Consider the following 23,183-nt stretch of genomic DNA (forward strand, 5'->3'; position numbering starts at 1 on the left):
CGCCTTTGGTCCGGGCCCTCCCGTCATGCGTACCGCGGGGCGACTAGTCGGCCTTGCGGGCGCCACCGATCGCGGCGATCGGACCGAGGGCGAGGAAGAGGTACGTCATGAAGTCGGACTCTTCCTTCCAGATCTTCGTGAGATCGCCGAAGTGGTCGAGGAAGATGTCGGCGAACGGCACGCCGAAGCGATCCGACGCGATCATGGCCAGGCAGACGAGCTGGCCGAGGTAGACGGCGCCGAGGGAGAAGACGGCAGCCGCGCCGACGACGGCCGGGTTGCCGCCGCCGACCTTCGACGCCGCGAAGCCGACCAGGAAGCCGACGCCGACTGCCGCGTAGCCGACCTCGCGCTCGATGGAGCCGGCGATGACGCCGTACAGGATGGCCGCGACGATGGCGGTGCCGAGCGCCGTCAGGATGCCGAGGCCGAGGTTGTTACGGGCCGGGGGCGCCGGGGCGAACGGGGCGCCGCCGCCGAACTGACCGGGCTGCTGGCCGGCGAAGGGGTTGCCCGTCTGCGCACCGGGCTGATCCTGCCCGGCACCGTACGGGTTGCCGGTCGGCGCACCAGGCTGAGCCGACTGCTGGGCGTACGGGTTGCCGTCGGACGGCTGGCCGCCGTAGGGCTGCTGGGGCTGGTTCGGCGGCACGGGCTGGCTCATGGTGGTGTTTCCCCCTGGGACGGATGCGTACGGCTGTGCGAGAAGTGACGCCGCAGGCTAGCAGTCCCCTCGGACATCGCCCACCGGAATCCCTTGCGGGGATTGGGCGGGCGGCCGGTGTCAGAGCCGGTGCGCGGCCCCCGCCGGGGTCGCTCCCCGGGTGTCCAGGAGGAGCTGGGCCTTCACCGCGAGGCCTTGGAGGTCGTACGTGCGGTGGTGCTGGAGGAGCACGGTCAGGTCGGCGCCCGCCGCGGCCTCGTACAGCGAGTCCGCGCGCGGGACCGGCAGTTCGCGTACGCGCCAGTCCAGGACGTGCGGGTCGTGGTAGCCGATCTGTGCGCCCATGTCCATCAGCCGGCCCGCGATCTCGCGGGCGGGGGACGCCTCCTGGTCGGCGAGGTCCGGCTTGTAGGTGACCCCGAGGAGCAGCACGCGAGCGTTCCGGACGGACTTGCCGTGTTCGTTGAGGAGGGTGGCGCAGCGCTGGATCACGTACTGCGGCATCCGGTCGTTGATCTCCTGCGCGAGCGAGACCATGCGCAGGGGGTGCCCTGGGGTGCGGCTGTTGTACGGGAGGTGGCCGGGGTCCACAGGGGTGCCGTGGCCGCCGACACCGGGGCCCGGGCGGAAGGGCTGGAAGCCGAAGGGCTTGGTCTCGGCGCACCGGATGACGTCCCAGAAGTCGACACCCAGGTCGTGGCAGAGCACTGCCATCTCGTTGACCAGGGCGATGTTGACGTGCCGGAAGTTCGTCTCCAGGACCTTGGCCATCTCCGCCTCGCGCGGTCCGCGGGCCCGGACGACCTTGTCGGTGAGCCTGCCGTAGAACGCCGCGGCCGACTCGGTGCAGGCCGGGGTGAGGCCGCCGATCACCTTGGGGGTGTTGGCGTAGACGTACGTGCGGTTGCCCGGGTCGAGGCGGCTGGGGGAGTAGGCGAGGTGGAAGTCGCGTCCGGCGCGCAGCCCGGAGCCCTCTTCCAGCAGGGGCCGCAGGAGGTTCTCGGTGGTGCCGGGGGGCACGGCCGATTCGAGCAGCACGGTGGTGTGCGGGCGCAGCCGGGCGGCGAGGGCGCGGGCCGCGTCGCCGAGGGCATCGAGGTCGAGGGTGCGGTCGGCGCCGAGGGGGGTGGGGGCGCAGATTACGGCGGTACGGACCCGGCCCAGCTCAGCCGGATTGGTGGTGGGCCGGAATCCCCCGGAGATCATCCGGCGGATGTCCGAGGCCGTGAGCGAACCCTCGACGGGGCTGCGGCCCGCGGAGAGCTCGGCGAAGGGCCGGGGGTCGGTGTCGTAGCCGACGGTCTGGATACCCGCTGCCGTGGCGGCTTGGGCGAGGGGCAGGCCGAGATGACCGAGTCCGATGACAGCGAGGTCTGCGGGCATGTGGAGGGTCGTCCTTCCCTAGGGCCTGTCCGGCGGGTCATGGCCGGGTCAGCGCGTCTGGCACGGCACCTCGCCGCGCCAGACGCGCCCTAAGACCATGAGGCCGGAAAGCGCAACTGCTGGGGACAGCGCAATGTCAGACTAAGCGTAAATATGACCTATCTGTCGCATTGTGTGACTCCAGTCGCCGGGGTGTTGTCCACAGGCGGTGGCTGAAGTCGCGGTCCGCGGACAGAATCGAGTCGTGGGCACAGTCGGCCGGCCACCCGCGCCGGCCCGCAGCACCGTGCCGGACACCCCGATCTACCGGGAGGCAGCAGTGAGGACAGCGACACTGGGACCCGCCGAGCGCGCCGACGCGCTCACCGCGATGGCCGAGCGCGAGTTGGACGTGCTGGTCGTGGGGGCGGGCGTGGTCGGCGCCGGGACCGCACTGGACGCGGCCACCAGAGGGCTCTCGACCGGTCTGGTCGAAGCGCGCGACTGGGCGTCCGGCACGTCGAGCAGGTCGAGCAAGCTGATCCACGGCGGGCTGCGCTATCTGGAGATGCTCGACTTCGCACTCGTGCGGGAGGCGCTGAAGGAGCGCGGACTGCTCCTGGAGCGGCTGGCACCGCATCTCGTGAAGCCGGTGCCGTTCCTCTACCCCTTGCAGCACAAGGGCTGGGAGCGGCTCTACGCGGGCTCGGGCGTCGCCCTCTACGACGCGATGTCCGTGTCGTCCGGGCACGGCCGCGGACTGCCCGCCCACCGTCACCTCTCCCGCCGCCAGGCCCTGCGGGTCGCCCCCGCGCTGAAGGGCGACGCCCTCGTCGGGGCCCTGCAGTACTACGACGCCCAGATGGACGACGCCCGCTACGTGGCCACGCTGGTGCGCACCGCGGCGATATACGGCACGCACGTGGCGAACCGGGCACGGGTCATCGGATTCCTCCGCGAGGGTGAACGGGTCGTCGGGGCCCGGGTGGAGGACGTCGAGGCCGGTGGCGTCTACGAGGTCAGGGCCAAACAGGTGGTGAACGCGACCGGGGTGTGGACGGACGACACCCAGGCGCTGATCGGTGAGCGCGGGCAGTTCCACGTCCGCGCGTCCAAGGGCATCCATCTGGTCGTCCCGAAGGACCGCATCCACTCCTCGACCGGGCTGATCCTGCGGACCGAGAAGTCAGTGCTGTTCGTGATCCCCTGGGGCCGGCACTGGATCGTCGGCACGACGGACACCGACTGGGACCTGGACAAGACGCACCCGGCGGCGTCCAGCGCCGATATCGACTACCTGCTGGAGCATGTGAACTCGGTCCTGGCCACACCCCTGACCAGGGACGACGTACAGGGTGTCTATGCGGGGCTGCGGCCGCTGCTGGCCGGGGAGTCCGACGCCACCAGCAAGCTGTCGCGCGAGCACACGGTGGCGCATCCCCTGCCCGGGCTCGTCGTCGTCGCGGGCGGCAAGTACACGACCTACCGGGTGATGGCGAAGGACGCGGTGGACGAGGCGGTGCACGGGCTCGACCAGCGGGTGGCGGACTGTGTCACCGAGGACATTCCGCTGCTGGGCGCCGAGGGTTACCGGGCCCTGTGGAACGCGCGGGCCAGGATCGCCGCCCGGACGGGGCTGCATGTCGCCCGACTGGAGCATCTCCTCAACCGCTACGGCTCACTGACGGAGGAACTCCTCGACCTGATCGCGGCCGATCCGTCCCTGGGCGAACCGCTGCCCGCCGCGGACGACTACCTGCGCGCGGAGATCGTCTACGCGGCCTCGCACGAAGGGGCCCGCCACCTCGACGACGTACTGACACGGCGCACCCGGATCTCCATCGAGACCTTCGACCGGGGCACCCGCAGCGCACGGCTCTGCGCGGAGCTGATGGCTCCGGTGCTGGGCTGGGACAGCGGTCAGATCGAGCGGGAGGTCGAGCACTACGAGAAGCGGGTGGAGGCGGAGCGGGAGTCGCAGCGTCAGCCGGACGACCAGACGGCCGACGCGGCGCGGCTGGGCGCGCCCGACATCGTCCCGATCTGACGGGCTTCGGGGCGTCCCGGTCGGCGGTGAGGGGCGCGACGGGCAGAACTCCGCTTCGAGCAGACCGGTTCCCAGGGTCTCGTCGGCAACGCGTCCGTGCTGCCGCGGAAGGTGAGGGAGCGTCCGCCGTCGCGGGTCGCGGCGGTACGGACGTAACTGCCCGGAACGCGGCCGTCGTGGCCCCTGACCGTGGTCCCGCGGGACAGCCTCTGCGGGGAGATGCCCAGACCGTAGGCGCCCCGGGCGGCCCGGCGCCGTAGTCTGCCCTCGGCGGCGAGTTGGAGCACGGCCGTCGCGACGAACGTCCTGGTGACGCTTCCGGCCCGGAACCGTCGTCGGGCCGGTGCCGGAAACCGGCCGATGCGTAGAAGTCGTACGGGGGGTAGGCGGTGTTACCAGCCGGCAGCGCCGCCGCCGGGGCACCGCCCCGGACGACCAGCCGGGGGAGATGGGAGGCCGCGGGTGTCAGGTGTGGTTCGCTGGGCAGGGTCGCCGTTCCCAGGCCGGGCAGACTCAGTACGAGCGGGGCGGCAGGCAGCGCCCTGAGAAACGGTATGGCGGGGGGTTCCTTCCTCCCGTCCCAACATGGCCGACCCCGGACCCGGCACCAGGACCGGTCCCGGGGTGAGGGACAATGAACGCTCTGCCAGGGCGGGTTGATCGCAGAGGGGACGCATGTCGGAGGCGGAGCAGGCACGGGAGCCCCAACGGGACAAGGAAGACCGTCTTCTCGCGGGGCGGTACCGGCTCGGGGAGGTGCTCGGCCGGGGCGGTATGGGCACGGTCTGGCGCGCCGTCGACGAGACGTTGGGCCGCACGGTGGCGGTCAAGGAACTGCGGTTCCCCTCGGCCATCGACGAGGACGAGAAGCGCCGGCTGATCACGCGCACCCTGCGTGAGGCGAAGGCGATCGCCAGGATCCGCAACAACGGTGCGGTGACGGTCTACGACGTCGTCGAAGAGGACGACCGCCCGTGGATCGTCATGGAACTCATCGAGGGCAAGTCCCTCGCCGAGGCGATCCGCGAGGACGGGACGCTGACGCCGAAGCGCGCGGCCGAGGTGGGTCTCGCCATCCTCGACGTACTGCGCCAGGCGCACCGCGAGGGCATTCTGCACCGTGACGTGAAGCCGTCCAACGTGCTGATCTCCGAGGACGGGCGCGTCGTGCTGACCGACTTCGGGATCGCGCAGGTCGAGGGCGACCCGTCCGTCACCTCGACGGGCATGCTCGTCGGGGCTCCCTCGTACATCTCGCCGGAGCGGGCCCGCGGGCACAAGCCGGGACCGCCCGCCGACCTCTGGTCGCTCGGCGGACTGCTGTACGCGAGCGTCGAGGGCTGCCCGCCCTACGACAAGGGGTCGGCGATCGCCACGCTGACCGCCGTGATGACCGAACCGCTCGACCCGCCCAAGAACGCGGGGCCCCTGGAGGAGGTCATCTACGGCCTGCTGGCCAGGGAACCCGACGAGCGGCTCGACGACGCCGGTGCGCGGGCCCTGCTCAACGACGTGATCAACGCACCCGAGCAGCCCGAGCGGCCCGTACCCCCGCCGGCCGACTCGACGCAGGTCATGGCCCTGCCCACGACCGCCGACATCGCGGCCGGCGCCGGTGCGCCTCCGAAGCGGACGCCCAAGGCCCCGTCGAAGTCCGCTCCGAAGCCCGCCGCCAAGTCCGCCTCGGTCCCGGCCGCCGCGACCGCGGGGCCGGGCGGGTCCGGCGACGGCGCCCGGGAGCGGCTGCGCGGTGCACTGCGCTCCGTACGGAACGCCAAGGCGGCGCCCGCTGCGGCGGCTTCGGCCGCGGGTGTGCCCCCGCAGCGTCCCGCGAGTTCACCCACCACCCAGGCCCGCGCCTCGCTCACGGACGTGGTGCCGCGCCGCACGCTCGCCGTCATCGCGGGCATCGTCGTGCTCGCCGTGATCGGCACCGTCCTCGCGTTCAGTCTCGGCGGCGGTGACGAGGACCCCCGGGGCGGCGGCCCGACCGGTGGCGACACGTCCGCATCGGCAGGAGCCGCCACGGGCGGCTCCGACGCCTCCGGCAAGGGCGAGGGCACGGACGGGAGCGGAAAGAAGGACGAGGACCAGGGCAAGGGCCAGGGCAAGGACAAGGCGTCGGACAAGCCTTCGGAGGACCCGAAGACCGACAAGCCCGCCAAGCCGGACCCGGCCGACGCGCTGCCCGCCGGATACGAGACGGTCACCGACAAGCGGTTCCGCTTCGCCATGGCGATGCCCGCGGACTTCAGGCGCAACGACATAGCGGGCAGCAACTCGGGCGGCATCTACAACGTCGACGGTGGCTTCCCGCGCGTCCAGGTCGACTACAACAGCTCGCCCAAGGACGACGCCGCTGCCGCCTGGTCGGCGGCCGTCGCGGGTACCAGGGCCCTCAGTGACGGCTACAAGCACCTCGGCATAGACACGGTGGAGTACAACGGCTATCCGACCGTCGCCGACTGGAAGTTCGAGCGGAATCAGAAGGGCCAGCGCATCCGGGTCCTGAACCGGGGCTTCAAGGTCGACGCCACGCACGGCTACTCGATCATGATCAGCTGCAAGTCGAGCGAATGGAACGGCAAGGAGTGCCGGACGCTCCGCGAGACGGCGTTCGCCACCTTCAAGCCGACCGACTGACGGAGCCGCGGGACGGCCGGGTTGAGGTGACCCGGCCGCGCCGCGGCGACTTGCCACGTATCGTGAGAGGCCGAGGACCGTACGCAGCCGGAATGACGGGTCAGTTGCAGGGTAACTGGCCATAATTGACGGCTTTACTGCGATCTCGGTGACCGGGGGACAGCGCGCTCTGGGGAGGCGTCGTGGACGACTACGCGGGTCGGGTACTTGCCGACCGCTACCGCCTTCCGCTGCCCCCGTCCGATGAGTACGAACTGGTCGAGACCCGGGCGTTCGACACATACAGCGGCCAGGAAGTCCTGGTACGCCAGGTGCCGTTGCCGGAGGTCGTGGACGCCGAAGTGCTCGACGACGGCCGGGACCCGCACGACTTCCGCGCGGACGGACCGCCCTCCGCCGCCAGACGCGCCACCGGCCGTACGGTACGGAGGTCCACGGACCCCGCGGTGCGGCGCGCGATCGAGGCGGCCCAGGCCGCGGCGCAGGTCCCGGACCACCCCCGGCTCGACCAGGTCTTCGACGTGTTCGCCGAGGCGGGTTCGCTCTGGATCGTGAGCGAACTGGTCGCCGCCCGCCCGCTCGCGGCTCTCCTCGCGGAGCGGCCGCTCAATCCGTACCGGGCCGCCGAGATCGGCTCCGACGTGCTGACGGCCCTGCGCGTGCTCCACGCGCACGGCTGGACCCACCGCAACATCACCGTGCGGACGGTGCTGATCTGCGACGACGGCCGCGTCGTGCTGACCGGCCTGGCCGCAGGGGCGGCCGAGGAAGCACTCTGCGGGTACGTCCCGGCGCCGCAGTTCGACGACGAGGACGGCTACGCCGCCCCGGCGGTCGAGTCCGGTCCCACCGGCCCGTACGTGCCGCCCGGCGACCCGGAGCCGTACCGGCCCGCGTCGCCCGCCGCCGAGGTCCCGGCCTCCCGTGCGCCCGCGGCGCTCGACGCGCCGGCCGGTCCGCCGTTCGGTGAGGCGCCGGCGGCCGACGGCCGGGAGCTCGTACCCCGTCCCGCGCATCCCGCCGTCCCCGTCGCCGAGCCCGGCGCCGGGAGCGCGGCCCATCTGCGTGCCGCGCGCGCCGGAGCCATCGCCGCCTACCGCGCGGGCGCCCGCGCTGCGGGCCGCGTCAACGAGGAGCGGGACGGCGGCGCGGACATTGCGGCCGGCGACGAGGACGGACAGGACGCCCTCCCGGTCCAGCGGCCGCCCGCCGAACGACCGCTCCTGCCCGGAGCCTGGAGCTCGACGGCCGAGGACCCGTACGACGACGAGGACGACGAGGAGTACGACGGCGGCGGCGACGAGCCGCCCGGCCGGCGGGTGCACCTGGCCGGCACCTGGGACGACGGCCCCGGCTCCGGACGCCCCGTGCCCGCGGGCGGCTCCGGCGAGGACGCGCTGCGCGCCGACTCCCGCCGGCTCGGCGGCGGCTCCCAGGGACCCGGCCACGGCACGCCCCAGGAGCGCCGGCCGCTGCCCGTGGGCGAGCCGTCGGGCAGCTGGGAAGAGGTCGTCGCGGGCAGCAGCCGCAGCACGCCCGCCTACCGCGGCCCCGCGACGCCGCTCGCCGCCGAACGCGCCCGCCAGGCACGGATCGCCGTCGTCGGCGCGGTCACCGAGCGCTGGGCCCCCGAGCAGGCGGGCCCGGTCCACGAGAACTGGCAGCTCGCGCCGCCCATCGGCCCGTCCACCGACCTGTGGGCACTCGGCGCCCTCCTCTACCGGGCCGTCCAGGGCCACGCCCCGTACCCCGAGGAGAACGCGGCCGAACTCGTCCAGATGGTGTGCGGGGAGCCGCCCGCCTTCGCGGAGGAGTGCGGCGCGCTGCGCCCGGTCGTCGAGTCCCTGCTGCGTCAGGACCCCACCGAGCGGCCCGACTTCGAGGAGCTGCGCGGCTGGCTGCGTTCCCTCGTCCGTTCGGCGCCCGAGCCGGAGGCGGGCACCGAGGTCGTACCGCTGCCGTCGCCCGACGACACCCGGCTGCCCATCGTGCGCCGCAGGGGCGAGCTGGTCCGCAGACGCCGCGGCCGGTCGGGCGGGCCCGCGCACGGGCGGCACCGCCAGGGGAAGCAGAAGCAGAAGTACGAGAAGCCGCGGTACGACCAGCCGCGGTACGAGAAGCCGCGGCGCGAGCCCCGGCTGCCCCGTGAGCCCAAGGGGCCCAAGGCGCTGCGTACGCCCCCGCCCCGACGGGACGACGGGCATTCGCCCCGACGGCTGGGGCGTCTGCTGCTCGTGCTCATCCTGCTCGCCATGGCCGCCGCCGTCACCTACGCCCTGATGTTCATGCCCAAGTCCGAGCCGGACGCGGACACCGGCACCCAGGGCGCCCCGTCAGGTTCGGCGGCCCCCAGCGAGCCGGGCAGCCGGCCGCCTTCCGACGACGCCTCGGAACCGGACGGTTCGCAGCAGCCGCAGACCAGCCGCTCCGCCGTCGCGCTCGCCCCCGGCTATGCTTTGCGAAAGGACGCGGAGGGCTTCGAGATCGGCGTGCCCAAGGGCTGGCAGCGCAGCCCGGCGAACACGGACCGTCAGGTCCGGTACGGCAGCGACGGGTTCAGCGTGCTTGTCGTGCCCGGCCGGGACACGGTCGAGGCCAACGGCAGCGATCCGCTCGACTACCAGCGTGACAAGGAGCCCGAGCTCCAGCCGTTCCGCGAGTCCAGCTGGTCCTCCTCGACGGGGCTGCGCCGCGTCGACGTCGGCCGACAGGCCATGGCGGAGGGCCAGTTCACCTGGCAGGAGAACGGCGGCCGCGAGGTCTACGTCCGCAACCTCGTGATGATCGTGGACGGCCGCTACCACACCGTGCAGGTCATCGGCCCGGAGGACGAGCGCGACCGCGTCACCGAGATCTACGAACAGGCCATCGCGTCCTACCGTGTTGCCCCCTGAGCAGTCGGCGCATCACGTCCGGGGGGACAAGCATCACAGTGCGGTCTCGTGAGCGGTCCGAGGTTCCATGGCCGTCCGTCCCCTCCGTAACCTGGCATTCGAGGGAACGGGGCGGGGACACACGTGGAACATACGCAGGGCACAGACGCGGGACCCGTACTGGCCGGGCGGTACCGGCTCGGTGAGGTCCTCGGGCGGGGCGGCATGGGCAAGGTCTGGCGCGCCCACGACGAGGTGCTGCACCGGACGGTGGCCGTCAAGGAGCTGACCGCCGGGCTGTACGTGGCCGAGGCCGACCGGGCCGTGCTGCACGCCCGTACGCAGAAGGAAGCGCGCGCGGCCGCCCGTATCACCCACCCCGGCGTCGTCACCGTCCACGACGTCATCGAGTACGACAACCGCCCCTGGATCGTCATGCAGTACGTCGACGGGCCCTCGCTCGCCGACGCCGCCAAGGAGTCCGGCGAGATCGAACCCCGGGAGGCGGCCAGGATCGGCCTCCACGTGCTGAGCGCCCTGCGTGCCGCGCACAGTGCGGGGGTGCTGCACCGCGACGTCAAGCCCGGCAACGTCCTGCTCGCCCGTGACGGACAGGTACTGCTCACCGACTTCGGGATCGCCGCGATCGAGGGCGACTCCACCATCACCCGGACCGGCGAACTCGTCGGCTCCATCGACTATCTGGCGCCCGAACGGGTACGCGGCGGCGACCCGGGGCCCGCCTCCGACCTCTGGTCGCTGGGCGCCACGCTCTACACCGCGGTCGAGGGACGCTCGCCGTTCCGGCGGACGTCTCCCATCTCCACCATGCAGGCCGTCGTCATCGAGGAACCCCCCGCGCCCCGCCTGGCGGGTCCGCTGGGCCCGGTGATCACCGCGCTGCTGCGCAAGGAGCCGGGGGACCGGCCGACGGCGGCCGAGACGGAACGCATGCTCCTGGACGCGATGGAGGGCCGCGAGCCCCGGGAGGCGCAGGCGTACGTGCCGACCCAGCGGGTCCCCGACGGGGTGCTGCGGGGGATGCCGGTGCCGGACGGTTCAACGGCCCACCTCCCGCAGCCGGTTCAGCCGGACGCTCACGCCACCCTCGCCGGGCCCGGAGGCATCGGCGCTCCCTCGTACACGCGCCCGCGCGATGGCCGGTGGCGCCCGGCGCTCGTGGCGCTCGCCGTGCTCGTCGTGTTCGGTGCGGTGGCCGGTCTCCTGGCGACGAAGTACGGGGGCGGCGAGGAAGGTCCGCGTACCGAGGAGACCGCGACGCCGGCCTCCGGTCCCACCTCGGCAGCGCCGAGGCCGACCGAGGACGGCGAGCAGGCCGCCCCCGAGATACCCGACGGCTGGCACCGGATCGAGGACCCGGCGGGCTTCAGCCTCGTCGTGCCCGTCGACTGGCAACGGCAGACGGACGGCAGTCAGATCGACTACACGCCGGACAACGGCAGACACCGCATCCGGATCAGCATCGATCCGGCGCCGGACTTCGAGAGCCCGTTCGCGCACACGCAGAACATCGAGAGGGACCTCGAAAAGCGGCTGCCCGGCTACACCCGCCTGGCCCTCCATTCGAACGTCTACCGCGACCGGCCCGGCTCCCTGTGGGAATTCACCTGGACCGAGTCCAAGGACCACCCCGGCCCGCGGCACGGGATCGATCAGATGTACTACGCCGAGACCGGCGGCCCGGAGTACGCGCTCTACATGACGGGCCCCGAGGAGGACTGGCAGACCAGCCGCGAGCGGTTCGAGACGATGCTGCGCAGCTGGCGGCCGCCGGGCCAGGGCGGCTGATGCCGCGAAGATTTTCTCCGCACCTGCCGGAGGCCCGGCGGGCGCGATCTCCGGTCCGGGGCGGGGGCGGCCGGTGCGGGGATAGCCGCTGATCAGCAGTTATGTGGCCAGCGATCACTGGCTTGGTTGGCGGCTCGGTGGCGGGTCCGCTCGCGGGGCTGTTGTGGGGATGGTGAAAACCTATTACCGACGGGTACCCAAAGAGTGCGGCTGCACATACTCTCGCCCTCATGACGGACACGCAGGCATCCACGGCCACCTCCGGCGCCTCCCTGGGCACGAACCCGGTCGCCCCCGCCCCGGCGGGCGCGCGCACCGCCGCCGACGTGGTCACCCCCGAGGTGGTCGCCCAGCTGACCCGTGGCGTCGTCGGTTCCGGCCGCACCGCCAACCACACCCCCTTCACCGGGGAGAAGCTGGCGGACCTGCCCGAGTCCACCCCGGAGGACGTGGCGACCGCCTTCCAGCGGGCCCGTGCCGCCCAGCCCGTGTGGGCCGCGATCCCCGTACGCACCAGGGCCGCCGTGCTCCTGCGCTTCCACGACCTCGTCCTGGAACGCCAGGCGGAGGTCCTCGACCTCATCCAGCTGGAGACCGGCAAGGCCAGGCTGCACGCCCACGAGGAGGTCCAGGCGGTGGCCGTCGCCGCCCGGCACTACGGCCGCAAGGCGTCCTCGTACCTCAAGCCCAAGCGGCACACCGGTGTCATCCCGACGCTCACCAAGGTGACCGAGCTGCGTCAGCCCCGCGGGGTGATCGGCCAGATCGCGCCCTGGAACTACCCGCTCGAACTGTCCGTGGGCGACGCACTGCCCGCCTTCGTCTCCGGCAACGCCGTCGTGATGAAGCCCGACACGGAGACCGCGCTGACCGCCCTGTGGGCCCGTGACCTGCTCATCGAGGCCGGGCTGCCCGCCGAGGTGTTCCAGGTCGTGCTCGGGGAAGGCCCCGTCGTCGGCCCCGAGGTCGTCAAGCGCGCCGACTACGTGTCGTTCACCGGCTCGACCGGCACCGGACGCCAGGTCGCCCAGGGTGCCGCCGCCCGGCTGGTCGGAGTCTCGCTGGAGCTCGGCGGCAAGAACGCGATGCTCGTCCTGAAGGACGCGGACGTGGAGAAGGCGGCGGCGGGCGCGGTCCGCGCCTGCTTCTCCTCCGCGGGCCAGCTCTGCATCTCCATCGAGCGGCTGTACGTCCACGCGTCCGTCGCCGACGACTTCGTGGAGCGCTTCGCCGCGCGCACCCGGGCCATGCGGCTCGGCAACTCCCTCGCGTACGGCGCCGACATGGGCTCGCTCGTCGGCGAACGGCAGCTGGAGACCGTCACCCGGCACGTCGACGAAGCCGTCGAGAAGGGCGCCAGGCTCGTCGCGGGCGGCGTCGCCCGGCCCGACATCGGCCCGCTCTTCTACGAGCCGACCATCCTCGACGGCGTGCAGGAGCCGATGGCCGTCTGCAACGAGGAGACCTTCGGGCCCGTCGTCTCGATCTACCGGTTCGACGACGAGGACGAGGTCATCGCCCTCGCCAACGCGACCCCGTACGGACTCAATTCGAGTGTATGGACCAAGGACGGAAAGCGCGGCCACCAGGTCGCCGCCCGGCTGCGGACCGGCACGGTCAACATCAACGAGGGGTACGCACCCGCCTACGGCAGCGTCCAGTCCCCGATGGGCGGCATGAAGGACTCCGGCCTCGGCCGCCGCCACGGTTCCGAGGGCATTCTCAAGTACACCGAGGCCCAGACCATCGCCCAGCAGCGGCTGATCCCGCTCGCCCCTTCCTTCGGGATGGACGACGAGAAGCACGCGGCCTTCATGAGCGTCAGCCTGAAGGCCATGAAGGCGTTCCGCCTGCGCTGACCGGTCGTCCCGCCGCAGCACCTGCTGATCAGCCCCCGGCACACAGCAGCACCTTCTGTCCTTTTCGTACCGAGGAGAGCCATGTCCCAGGACAGCCCTGCCCAGAAACGGTCCGTGCGCGACGGAGTGGCCGACGACGACGCCGCCTTCGACTACGACGTCCTGATCGTCGGTTCGGGCTTCGGCGGCGCCGTGTCGGCGTTGCGGCTGACGGAGAAGGGCTACCGGGTCGGGGTCCTGGAGGCGGGCCGCCGCTTCACCCCCGCGACCCTCCCCAAGAACTCCTGGGACATCAAGAACTTCCTCTGGGCCCCCGCCCTCGGCCTCTTCGGCATCCAGCGCGTCCATCTGCTCGGCAACGTGATGGTGCTCGCCGGCGCGGGCGTCGGCGGCGGCTCCCTCAACTACGCCAACACGCTGTACGTTCCGCCGGCCCCGTTCTTCCAGGACCGGCAGTGGGCCGGCATCACCGACTGGCACGACGAGCTGAAGCCGTACTACGACCAGGCCAGGCGCATGCTGGGGGTGCGGCTCAACCCGACCACGACGCCCTCGGACGTCCATCTGAAGGCGGTCGCGCAGGCCATGGGTGTCGGCGACACCTTCCATCTCGCCCCGGTCGGCGTCTTCTTCGGGGACGGCGAGGACGCCGACGGTACGGCGAAGGCACGGCCGGGAGGCGCGGTCGCCGACCCGTACTTCGGCGGCGCGGGCCCCGACCGCAAGGCGTGCACCGAGTGCGGCGAATGCATGACGGGATGCCGGCACGGCGCGAAGAACACCCTCAACGAGAACTACCTCCACCTCGCCGAGAAGGGGGGCGCCGTCATCCACCCGATGACGTCCGTCGTCGCCGTCACGGACGGCCCGGACGGCGGCTACGTCGTCTCGACCGTCCCGACCGACCGCCGCAGGAAGGCTAAGCCCACCCGGCTGCGCGCCCGTAAGGTGATCGTGGCGGCGGGCACGTACGGCACGCAGACCCTCCTGCACACGATGAAGGACCAGGGGCTGCTGCCCCGGCTCTCCTCCCGGCTCGGCGAGCTGACCCGCACCAACTCCGAGGGCCTCGTCGGCTCGCAGACCACTGACCGCAGGTACCGGAAGAAGCACGGCGCCGCGAAGGCCGACTTCTCCCAGGGCGTCGCCATCACCTCGTCGATCCACCCCGACGAGAACACCCACATCGAGCCGGTCCGCTACGGCAAGGGCTCCAACGCCATGGGTGCGCTGACCATCCTCCAGGTGCCGTACGGCAGCCGACGGGTCCTGCGCTGGGCCGGCAGCATGGTCAGGCACCCCGTGCTGGCCGTGCGTTCCCTCTCCAACCGCCGCTGGTCGGAGCGGACCATCATCGGTCTGGTCATGCAGTCGCTGGACAACTCCCTGACGACGTACCGCAAGCCCGGCGGCATCGGAAAGGGCCTGCTCACCGCGCGGCAGGGGCACGGCGCACCCAACCCCACGCAGATCGAGGCGGCGACGCGCGGTGCGACGCTGCTCGCCGAGGAGATCAACGGCTTCGCCGGGTCGAACATCGGGGAGCTGATGGGCACCCCGCTCACCGCCCACTTCCTGGGCGGCTGCCCGATCGGCGCGGACGCCGAGGCCGGTGTGATCGACCCGTACCACCGGCTGTACGGCCACCCGGGGATCTCGGTCGTCGACGGCTCGGCGGTCTCCGCGAACCTCGGCGTGAACCCCTCGCTGACGATCACCGCGCAGGCGGAGCGGGCCATGTCCTTCTGGCCCAACAAGGGCGAGACCGACCCGCGTCCGGCGCAGGGCGAGGCGTATCAGCGGCTGTCGGCGGTCGAGCCCCGGACGCCTGCGGTGCCGAAGGACGCGTTCGGAGCGCTGAAGCTGCCGTTCCTGGGCATCCCCACGGTCCCGCCGAAGGCCGAGCTGTAACGGTCCGCGTCCGGAGCCGGCCAGAGGTCCGGCAGACACCGTCGTCGAGGACGAGAAACCGGTCTCGGCGGAGCTTCTGGCCCGCCCTGTCGGCCGCGGCGCCCACTCGTACCGGCCGTCGGCGCGGCTTTGTGTTCGCTTCTCCGTGCTCAATCCGTGATCTTGAGCAGGACAACTCTTCGAACGGCTGCGTGGTCGAACCCGCAACTGCGTCACAGCAGTCCCACAGCTCTTGTTGATCACCAGAGGTTCGCGATGACACGCCTTTCCCCGAGGACTGCGCTGCGCCACACCGCAGGTAGCCTCACCGCCGTCGTCCTGCTGGCGGCCGGTCCGGAGTTCACGATCGGCGGCGCCGCCGAGATCGCGCTGCATCCCCACCCCGCGAACGGATCGCCGCAGAAGACGTCCCTCGGGATCACCGTCGACAACCCGTCCGAGGACGAGGAGAACGGCGGTTACGAGGGCGAGATCACCGTCACCTTCGACCTCAGCGGTGTCGCGGGCGTCGCCGATGTCTCGTTCGGCGAGGACGCCGGCGCGGACTGCGAGGTCACCGGCGCCACGGCCGTCTGCCACGACTACGGCGTGTACCCGGGCCTCAGCACCCTCGCCGAGCTCGGCCTCGCCGCGGCCGAGGGCGGCAAGGACGGCGCCTCGGGGACCATCAAGGTGACGGGCTCGGCGGAGGGAGCGACCTTCGTCCCGTTCTCCACGAAGGTCACCATCGGCGGCCCCGACCTGGTGATGAAGCAGCTCCCCTTCAAGCAGGAGACCGTTCCCGGCCAGGTCCAGCCCGCCCCGGTCACCTTCACCAACGCGGGCACGACCGCCGCCGACGGGGTCCTGCTCACCCTGATGTACTCGCGCGGCCTGGAGCTCCCGGAGCGCTACGCCAACTGCGAGTACACCGAGGGCGCGGGCCCCCAGGCCGGCATCCCCTGGTCCACCGCGCTCTGCTCCTTCCCCGGTTCGTACGAGGCGGGCGCCACGTACACGCTGGCCGAGCCGCTGTCCGTCAAGGCCACCGAGCGCGCGTTCCACGACACGTTCGTCTACCGCGTCAACGAGGACAGCGCGGAGCAGCGCGCCGCACAGCGCGCGGGTGCCCGCTTCGACCAGGGCAGCGGCCGGGCCCTCACCCTGAAGAAGGCCCCCAACGCACTGAGCGCGGACCTCGCCCCCCGCGACAACCAGCAGGAAGTGGACTTCCGTACGAAGAACACCGCCGACTTCGCGGCGTACGGCGACACGGCCACCGGCGCCGAGGGCGACACGGTGACGGCCACGATCGGCTTCCACAACGACGGACCGGCCTGGATCGGCCACCTCCGCTCCGGAGAGCCCGTCGCCACGCTCGACCTCACCGTCCCGGAGGGGGCGACCGTCACCGGGAAGCCCGACTCCTGCCGGGGAGTGACGGCGCAGGGCACGTACCGTGAGGAGCAGCTCGGTGCGCCGCGCTACGTCTGCGAGACGGGGATGACCGTCCGGGACGGCGCCGACATCGCCCGGTCCTTCGACCTGAAGATCACCAAGCTGGTGCGGGACGCCTCCGGCGCGGTCACGGTCCGCAACACCAGGCTCGCCGACCCCGCTCTGCCCTTCGACCCGAAGCCGGCGAACAACACCGCGCGGCTGGTCCTGAACGGCACCGGCTCGCAGGACTCCGGCGGTACGGCGGACGGCTCGACGGGAACGTCCGGCTCCACGGGCGGCGACACGGAGGGCACCACGACCGGCACCACGACCGGCACCTCGGGTACGACCGGCGGTACGGATACCTCCGGCGCCTCGTCGGCCTCGGGTTCGACCGGCTCCTCGGACTCCACGGCGGGCTCCACCGGCGGCGGTCTGGCCGCCACCGGCAGCTCCGTCGCCCTGTGGGCATCGGGAGCGGCCGCCGCAGCCCTGGCCGCGGGCGGAGTGCTGTACGCGGTGACCCGGCGCCGTACCCGGCAGATCTGACCCGCCGCAAGGGTGAGCTGGGCTGAGCTGAACGGAACAGAGCAGGACAAGGCCCCGTGGACCACGAACCGGTCCACGGGGCCTGTTGCCAGGAGCACCGGAGTACAGGGCGGCATGCCGGTGCCGCCGAGCGGCGCCGGGGGAAGCGCCGTGCGGGAGGCGGGTGCGGGTGTGCAGGTATGAGGGCGGCCCGGGGCAGCGGCGGCGCGCGGCTGGCGGGGACAGTGGGGACCTGCCCTGGGCTTCGAACGGGAGGGTTGCGGCCTGCGCAACCGTGGGACCGGATGCGGCCGGTTCGGGCGTCCCCGAAACCGACCGCACTTGGGGTGACCGGGCTGCTGTCCCCTGCCGACCGGTCACGCGCGCCGGGGTGCGGTCCCACGACGTACCTGCAGTACGTCACACACCCCAGCGGAGCCACGCGTGGTTTCCTACCGATGCCGCCCCTGGTTGGCACGGACACCCGGACCAACGAAGCCGGTGCGGCACCGGTCACGCGCCGTACGGGTGAGACCCGGCCCGAACGCAGATACGGCCGTACAGCCTCCCCGCACCTCACACCCGGCCGCGGCACAGCTCCAGCAGCGTCATGGCGAGCGAGGTGCCCGGCTTGCCGAGCGCCTCCCTGTAGTGGCTGAGGACGTCCATCTCGCGGGAGAGGTTCACCCGGCGGCCCCCGGAGGTGATCCGCGCCTCCTGGATGACCGCCGAGACGGCCATCCGTTCCTGGACGAGGCCGATGATCCGGTCGTCCAGGATGTCGATACGGCCGCGGGCGTCGCCGATCAGCGAGGCGGCCTCGTCGGTGTGCGCGCCGGTCTGCTCGGTGGCCGTCTTCAGGGGGGCGGGGGCGGTGCTGTTCATGAGGTGACTCCTGGTGGGGTGCGGCCCCCCGGAGCGACAGGCCCGGAACGCCAGAACGCCCCGGGCCTGTCGGCCCGGGGCGCCTGGAACGTTGCTTGTCAGTAGCTCAAGCAGCACGACCATGGCAGCCGGCGGGCCGGGTGCCATAGGTAAAGACGAAGGTCGTGTGCTGACGCATGGCGCCCAGTATGGCCCCGCCCCGGCCGCCGGGCCAAAGCCGGGCCCGGATGGTGAGACGGGGGCGGGCGGCGGCGTCGGTGCGCCCCTCAGGAGGAAGCGGAATCCGCCGGGCGGGGGGAGGTGTTCCGTGGCCGGTAGAATTCATGCATACCGACCCCCTCTCCACCGCCGGAAGGCCGCCCCGTGCCAGCAGCACCCCCCGCCGCCCCCGACACCACCACCGACGTGGTTCTCGTTGTCGACTTCGGCGCGCAGTACGCCCAGCTCATCGCCCGCCGTGTCCGTGAGGCGCGGGTCTACAGCGAGATCGTCCCGTCCACGATGCCGGTGGCCGAGATGCTGGCCAAGAACCCGCGCGCGATCATCCTGTCGGGCGGCCCGTCCTCGGTGTACGCGGAGGGGGCGCCCACCCTGGACCGTTCGCTGTTCGAGGCCGGGGTCCCCGTCTTCGGCATGTGTTACGGCTTCCAGCTGATGGCCACCACGCTCGGCGGCACCGTCGACGACAACGGCGCCCGTGAGTACGGCCGCACCCCGCTCTCCGTCTCCAAGAGCGGCTCCACGCTCTTCGAGGGCACGCCCGACGAGCAGCCGGTGTGGATGTCGCACGGCGACGCCTGCTCCGCCGCTCCCGAGGGCTTCACCGTCACGGCGTCGACCGACGTCGTACCGGTCGCCGCCTTCGAGAACGACGAGAAGAAGCTGTACGGCGTCCAGTACCACCCGGAGGTCATGCACTCCACGTACGGCCAGCAGGTCCTGGAGCACTTCCTCTACCGCGGCGCCGGCATCGAGCCGACCTGGACGACCACCAATGTCGTCGAGGAGCAGATCGCGCTGATCCGCGAGCAGGTCGGCACCAAGCGCGCCATCTGCGGCCTCTCCGGCGGCGTGGACTCCGCGGTCGCGGCGGCCCTCGTCCAGAAGGCCATCGGCTCCCAGCTGACCTGCGTCTACGTCGACCACGGGCTGATGCGCAAGGGCGAGACCGAGCAGGTCGAGAAGGACTTCGTGGCCGCCACCGGCGTCCAGCTGAAGGTCGTCGACGCGGCGGACCGCTTCCTGAACGCGCTGGCCGGTGTCTCCGACCCGGAGCAGAAGCGGAAGATCATCGGCCGCGAGTTCATCCGCGTCTTCGAGCAGGCCCAGGCCGAGATCGTGGCCGAGGCCGCCGGTGGCGAGGACGTCGCCTTCCTCGTGCAGGGCACGCTCTACCCGGACGTCGTCGAGTCCGGCGGCGGAACCGGAACCGCCAACATCAAGTCCCACCACAACGTGGGCGGGCTTCCCGAGGACATCGAGTTCCAGCTCGTCGAGCCGCTGCGCCAGCTGTTCAAGGACGAGGTCCGGATGGTCGGCCAGGAGCTCGGCCTGCCGGAGGAGATCGTCCAGCGCCAGCCCTTCCCCGGCCCGGGTCTCGGTATCCGGATCGTCGGCGAGGTCACCAAGGAGCGGCTCGACCTGCTCCGCGACGCGGACGCCATCGCGCGCGAGGAGCTGACCGCGGCCGGCCTGGACCGTGACATCTGGCAGTGCCCGGTGGTCCTCCTCGCGGACGTGCGGAGCGTCGGTGTCCAGGGCGACGGCCGTACGTACGGCCACCCGATCGTCCTGCGCCCGGTCTCCTCCGAGGACGCGATGACGGCCGACTGGTCGCGCCTGCCGTACGAGACGCTGGCGAAGATCTCCACCCGCATCACCAACGAGGTCGCCGACGTCAACCGCGTAGTCCTCGACGTGACCAGCAAGCCGCCGGGCACCATCGAGTGGGAGTAGTCCCACCCGGACCCGATCGACGGCGCCGCCGCCCTCCCCGGAGGGCGGCGGCGCCGCCGCGTTCCGGGCGCGAAACCGGTGGCGCCGGTCGCGGACCCGTGCGAGGCTCCGCGCTCATGTCCGCTGATGAGATCCGTGCCCTCATGTCCGCCGCCCACAACGACCGTCTGACCTGGAACACCCCGCTCTCCGAAGAACACGCGGCTCAGCTGGTGACCGCATGCGATCCCGCGGAAGGGGCGCGGATCGCGGACCTCGGCAGTGGCTGGGGCGAGCTGCTGATGCGGCTCGTCGAGGCCGCCCCCGGCGCGACCGGTGACGGTGTGGAGACCGACCCGGAGGCCGTGGAGCGCGGCCGGCGCCTCGCGCGGGAACGCGGCCTCGCCGAGCGGGTCCGCTTCCACGAGGTGCCCGCCGCCGACTGGACCGGCGGCGACTACGACCTGGCCGTGTCGATCGGTGCCGCGCACGCCTGGCCCGGTTCCACCCCGGAGGCGCTGAAGGCCCTGCGGGCGGCCGTACGGCCCGGTGGCCGGGTGCTGTTCGGCGACGGCTTCTGGGAGAAGGAGCCCTCGGCGGCCGCCCTGAGGGAACTGGAAGCCGAACCGGGAGACTTCCCCACCCTGCTCGGACTGATCCGGCACGCCGAGGCCGCCGGGCTGCGCCCGCTCCAGGTGACCGTCGCCGACCAGCGCGAATGGGACCTGTTCGAGTCGAACGCCAACATCGGGAGGGGCGAGCGCTGGGCCCTGGCGAACCCCACGCATCCGCTGCGACGCGAGGTCGTCGCCGCTGTCGACGCCCGCCGCACCGGTTACTACGGCGGCTACCGGGGAACGCTCGGCCTCGCCTACCTCGTGCTGAGCGCCTGACCCGTACCGAATCGGTGACGTGAGCACTCTGGCCACCCGGGGCGGCCGGCGGTAACTTCCGTTTCCGTACGCCCTGGGAGCCAGAGGAGCCGCCGTGTCCGAGCCCGCCACCACGCCCGTCCGTTCCGCCTCCGTGCCCGCCCCCGTCCCCGTCGAGCAGCTGCGGTTCGCGATGCCGCCCGCGCACGCGTCGGCCGACGAGGAACGCGCTTACCGCAAGGAGCGGCTGGCGGGCGCGCTGCGGCTCTTCGGGGAGTACGGGTACGAGGACGGCGTCTCCGGGCACCTCACCGCGCGGGACCCGCAGTACCAGGACTGCTACTGGGTCAACCCGTTCGGGGCGCCCTTCGACGGGATGGCCCCGCAGGACCTGATCCTGGTCAACGGCGACGGCCAGGTCGTCCAGGGCCGCTTCCACGTCAACCAGGCGGCGTTCGCCGTGCACGCGCAGGTCCACCGGGCGCGCCCGGACGTCGTCGCCGTCGCGCACACCCACTCCCTGCACGGACGGGCCCTTTCCACGCTCGGGGAACTCATCGAACCGATTACCCAGGAGGCATGCGCCTTCTACGAGGCCCACGCCCTCTACGACGCGTACACGGGCGTGGTCGTGGACGAGGACGAGGGGCGGCGGATCGCGAGCGCGCTCGGCGGCCACAAGGCGATCATCCTGCGCAACCACGGGCTGCTGACCGTCGGGGACTCGGTGGACGCGGCGGCCTGGTGGTTCCTCACGATGGAGCGCTCCTGCCAGGTCCAGCTGGCCGCGCGGGCGGCCGGGAAGCCCGTCCCGATCGAGCACCGGGACGCCGTCGCCACCCGTGAACAGCTCGGCAGCGACCTCGTGGCCTGGATCAACTACCAGCCCCTGTGGCAGCGGATCAGTCGCACATTCTGACGAAACGCACCGCCCCTTCGCCCCGATGCGGCCCACAGTCGTCCCGTACGGCACAATTCGCAGAAATCGTAGGTGAGTTGACCGGGACCTGGGCGGAAAGGGCGGCGTTCTTCGTGGCGTTGGACGAGGCGAGAAAGAGCAGCACGCACGGCGGTGGCTGTACGTGCGGCGACTGCCCGCACGGAGCACGCGAGGGTCACAGGCGAGCGGTCGCGGCCTTCCTCGCCAAACGGGACGAACTGGCCGCGGGCAACGGACTGCCCGCGGGGGTCGCCCAGTCGCCCTCGGCGTCCCGGCAGTGGGTGTCGGACGAGCTGACCGAATCGGCCCGTGCCGTCGCCGACCGCGGCCGGGAGGCGGGGGACGCCTGGCTCCACCAGGTCTGGCGGCGCACGCTGCTCATCGTCTGGGGCGCGGTCGCCACCCTCGTGATCGGTGAGACCGCCACCGCCATCGGCGCGGGCTGGTCCACCGCCCGCACCGCCGGTCTGCTCGCCGGACTCGTCACCGCGGGGCTGCTGACCGGCGCCGCCCGCTTCCACCGGGCCCGCGGCGGCCTTCTCGCCCCGCTGATCGGTGAGGACAACCGGCTCTCCACCTCCCGTACCGTCGCAGCTTCCTGGGTGCTCCTCGCCGTCTTCTCCGTCCTCGTCCTCGCGCTCCAGCTGGCCGGAGCCTCGGCGCACACGGACCGTGACGAGCTCATCGAGGGCCTGGACCTGGTGCGCTCCGCCGGTGTGCTGACCGTGCTCGCGCTGGTGTGCGCCGTCGCCGTCCTCGTACGGCGGGTGGTGACCGTACGTGTCCTGGCACAGCGGCTGCAGAAGCCGAGGGCCGACCGGCCGCGCGCCGCCGATCTGCTCACCGACGACTCCGGGCGCGGCAGCTTCACGGACGTGCAGTACGTGCTCGTCAGCGCCGTCGCCGTACTGTTCGCGGCCGTCCGGCTGGCCCGCCGCCCGGAGCAACTGCCCGATCTGCCCTGGGGGCTCGCGCTTCTGGTGGCGGTCTCCGCGGCGACGTACTTCGCGGGGAAGTACGCGGAGGGCGGCCGCCCGGTCATCCTCTCCGTCGTACGGACCCGGGAGGCCGGGGACCTGGACGCCCCGATCCGTACCGGGGACGACATCGAGATCCGCGGCGCCGGCTTCGTGCCGCCCGGGGCGGGAAGCCCGGACCGGCTGGCCCGGCTGGTCGTCAGGATCGGCCGGGTCCACGTCCACGTACCGCTGATCCCCGTCGCCGGGGGCTTCGCCAACCCGACCGACACCGTGCTCACGGTGCCGGTGCCCGTGGAGGTGGAACCGGGCGTCGTGGACGTCCAGGTCGTCACCGCGGCCGGGGTGGAGACGAACCGGGTCGTCATCGACGTGACCGACTGAACAACTGCGCACGGAGGCACCCCGGTTGGTCGGCCGCCAGTACGATTCCTGGAGTCGGGCAGGCGGCGGCGACGG

The 23,183-nt window shown here is 72.2% G+C and carries 14 protein-coding genes; 11 read left to right on the top strand and 3 right to left on the bottom strand.

Features of this window, described 5'->3' with window-relative positions; all coding sequences use genetic code 11:
* Positions 1–43: 43 nt before the first annotated feature.
* Positions 44–664, bottom strand: a complete 621-nt coding sequence (locus ACFWSK_RS31780) for a hypothetical protein (RefSeq protein ID WP_383793776.1) — start codon at positions 662–664, stop codon at positions 44–46.
* Between the two features lie 120 nt (positions 665–784).
* Positions 785–2,047, bottom strand: a complete 1,263-nt coding sequence (locus tag ACFWSK_RS31785; protein ID WP_383793779.1) for a nucleotide sugar dehydrogenase — start codon at positions 2,045–2,047, stop codon at positions 785–787.
* A gap of 319 nt (positions 2,048–2,366) precedes the next feature.
* Between ACFWSK_RS31785 and ACFWSK_RS31790 the strand changes: the two genes are divergently transcribed.
* The 7 genes from ACFWSK_RS31790 to ACFWSK_RS31820 all read left to right on the top strand — a co-directional run bounded on the left by ACFWSK_RS31790 (position 2,367) and on the right by ACFWSK_RS31820 (position 17,136).
* Complete coding sequence (locus tag ACFWSK_RS31790; RefSeq protein WP_383793846.1) at positions 2,367–4,073, top strand: glycerol-3-phosphate dehydrogenase/oxidase; 1,707 nt, start codon at positions 2,367–2,369, stop codon at positions 4,071–4,073.
* A gap of 675 nt (positions 4,074–4,748) precedes the next feature.
* On the top strand, positions 4,749–6,716 hold the full coding sequence (locus ACFWSK_RS31795) for a protein kinase (RefSeq protein WP_383793782.1): 1,968 nt from the start codon (positions 4,749–4,751) through the stop codon (positions 6,714–6,716).
* Between the two features lie 182 nt (positions 6,717–6,898).
* Positions 6,899–9,610: a protein kinase gene (locus ACFWSK_RS31800; RefSeq protein WP_383793784.1), complete on the top strand. Its 2,712-nt coding sequence runs from the start codon at positions 6,899–6,901 to the stop codon at positions 9,608–9,610.
* Between the two features lie 123 nt (positions 9,611–9,733).
* Positions 9,734–11,398: a protein kinase gene (locus ACFWSK_RS31805; RefSeq protein WP_383793787.1), complete on the top strand. Its 1,665-nt coding sequence runs from the start codon at positions 9,734–9,736 to the stop codon at positions 11,396–11,398.
* 230 nt (positions 11,399–11,628) lie between these two features.
* Entirely contained in the window at positions 11,629–13,257 is a 1,629-nt protein-coding gene (locus ACFWSK_RS31810) for a succinic semialdehyde dehydrogenase (protein ID WP_383793790.1), read from the top strand.
* 81 nt (positions 13,258–13,338) lie between these two features.
* Complete coding sequence (locus ACFWSK_RS31815; RefSeq protein ID WP_383793792.1) at positions 13,339–15,168, top strand: GMC oxidoreductase; 1,830 nt, start codon at positions 13,339–13,341, stop codon at positions 15,166–15,168.
* Positions 15,169–15,423: 255 nt separating this feature from the next.
* Entirely contained in the window at positions 15,424–17,136 is a 1,713-nt protein-coding gene (locus ACFWSK_RS31820) for a peptidase (protein ID WP_383793795.1), read from the top strand.
* 555 nt (positions 17,137–17,691) lie between these two features.
* Here the strand turns inward: ACFWSK_RS31820 and ACFWSK_RS31825 are convergent.
* The gene (locus tag ACFWSK_RS31825) at positions 17,692–18,000 is read right to left on the bottom strand and encodes a chorismate mutase (RefSeq protein ID WP_383793798.1); all 309 of its coding nucleotides are present in this window, start codon (positions 17,998–18,000) and stop codon (positions 17,692–17,694) included.
* 363 nt (positions 18,001–18,363) lie between these two features.
* On the opposite strand from ACFWSK_RS31825, the gene guaA reads away from it, so the two are divergent.
* The 4 genes from guaA (at position 18,364) to ACFWSK_RS31845 (ending at position 23,108) form a co-directional block, all read left to right on the top strand.
* Positions 18,364–19,956: a glutamine-hydrolyzing GMP synthase gene (guaA, locus tag ACFWSK_RS31830; protein WP_383793801.1), complete on the top strand. Its 1,593-nt coding sequence runs from the start codon at positions 18,364–18,366 to the stop codon at positions 19,954–19,956.
* Between the two features lie 116 nt (positions 19,957–20,072).
* Positions 20,073–20,828 carry an SAM-dependent methyltransferase gene (locus tag ACFWSK_RS31835; RefSeq protein ID WP_383793804.1) on the top strand — a complete coding sequence of 252 codons (756 nt, stop codon included), beginning with the start codon at positions 20,073–20,075 and terminating at the stop codon, positions 20,826–20,828.
* A 94-nt stretch (positions 20,829–20,922) separates the two neighbouring features.
* Complete coding sequence (locus tag ACFWSK_RS31840) at positions 20,923–21,726, top strand: class II aldolase/adducin family protein (RefSeq protein WP_383793807.1); 804 nt, start codon at positions 20,923–20,925, stop codon at positions 21,724–21,726.
* Positions 21,727–21,839: 113 nt separating this feature from the next.
* On the top strand, positions 21,840–23,108 hold the full coding sequence (locus ACFWSK_RS31845; RefSeq protein WP_383793849.1) for a hypothetical protein: 1,269 nt from the start codon (positions 21,840–21,842) through the stop codon (positions 23,106–23,108).
* Positions 23,109–23,183 lie beyond the last annotated feature (75 nt).

It is taken from the genome of Streptomyces sp. NPDC058620, from assembly GCF_042717135.1.
GTDB lineage: Bacteria > Actinomycetota > Actinomycetes > Streptomycetales > Streptomycetaceae > Streptomyces.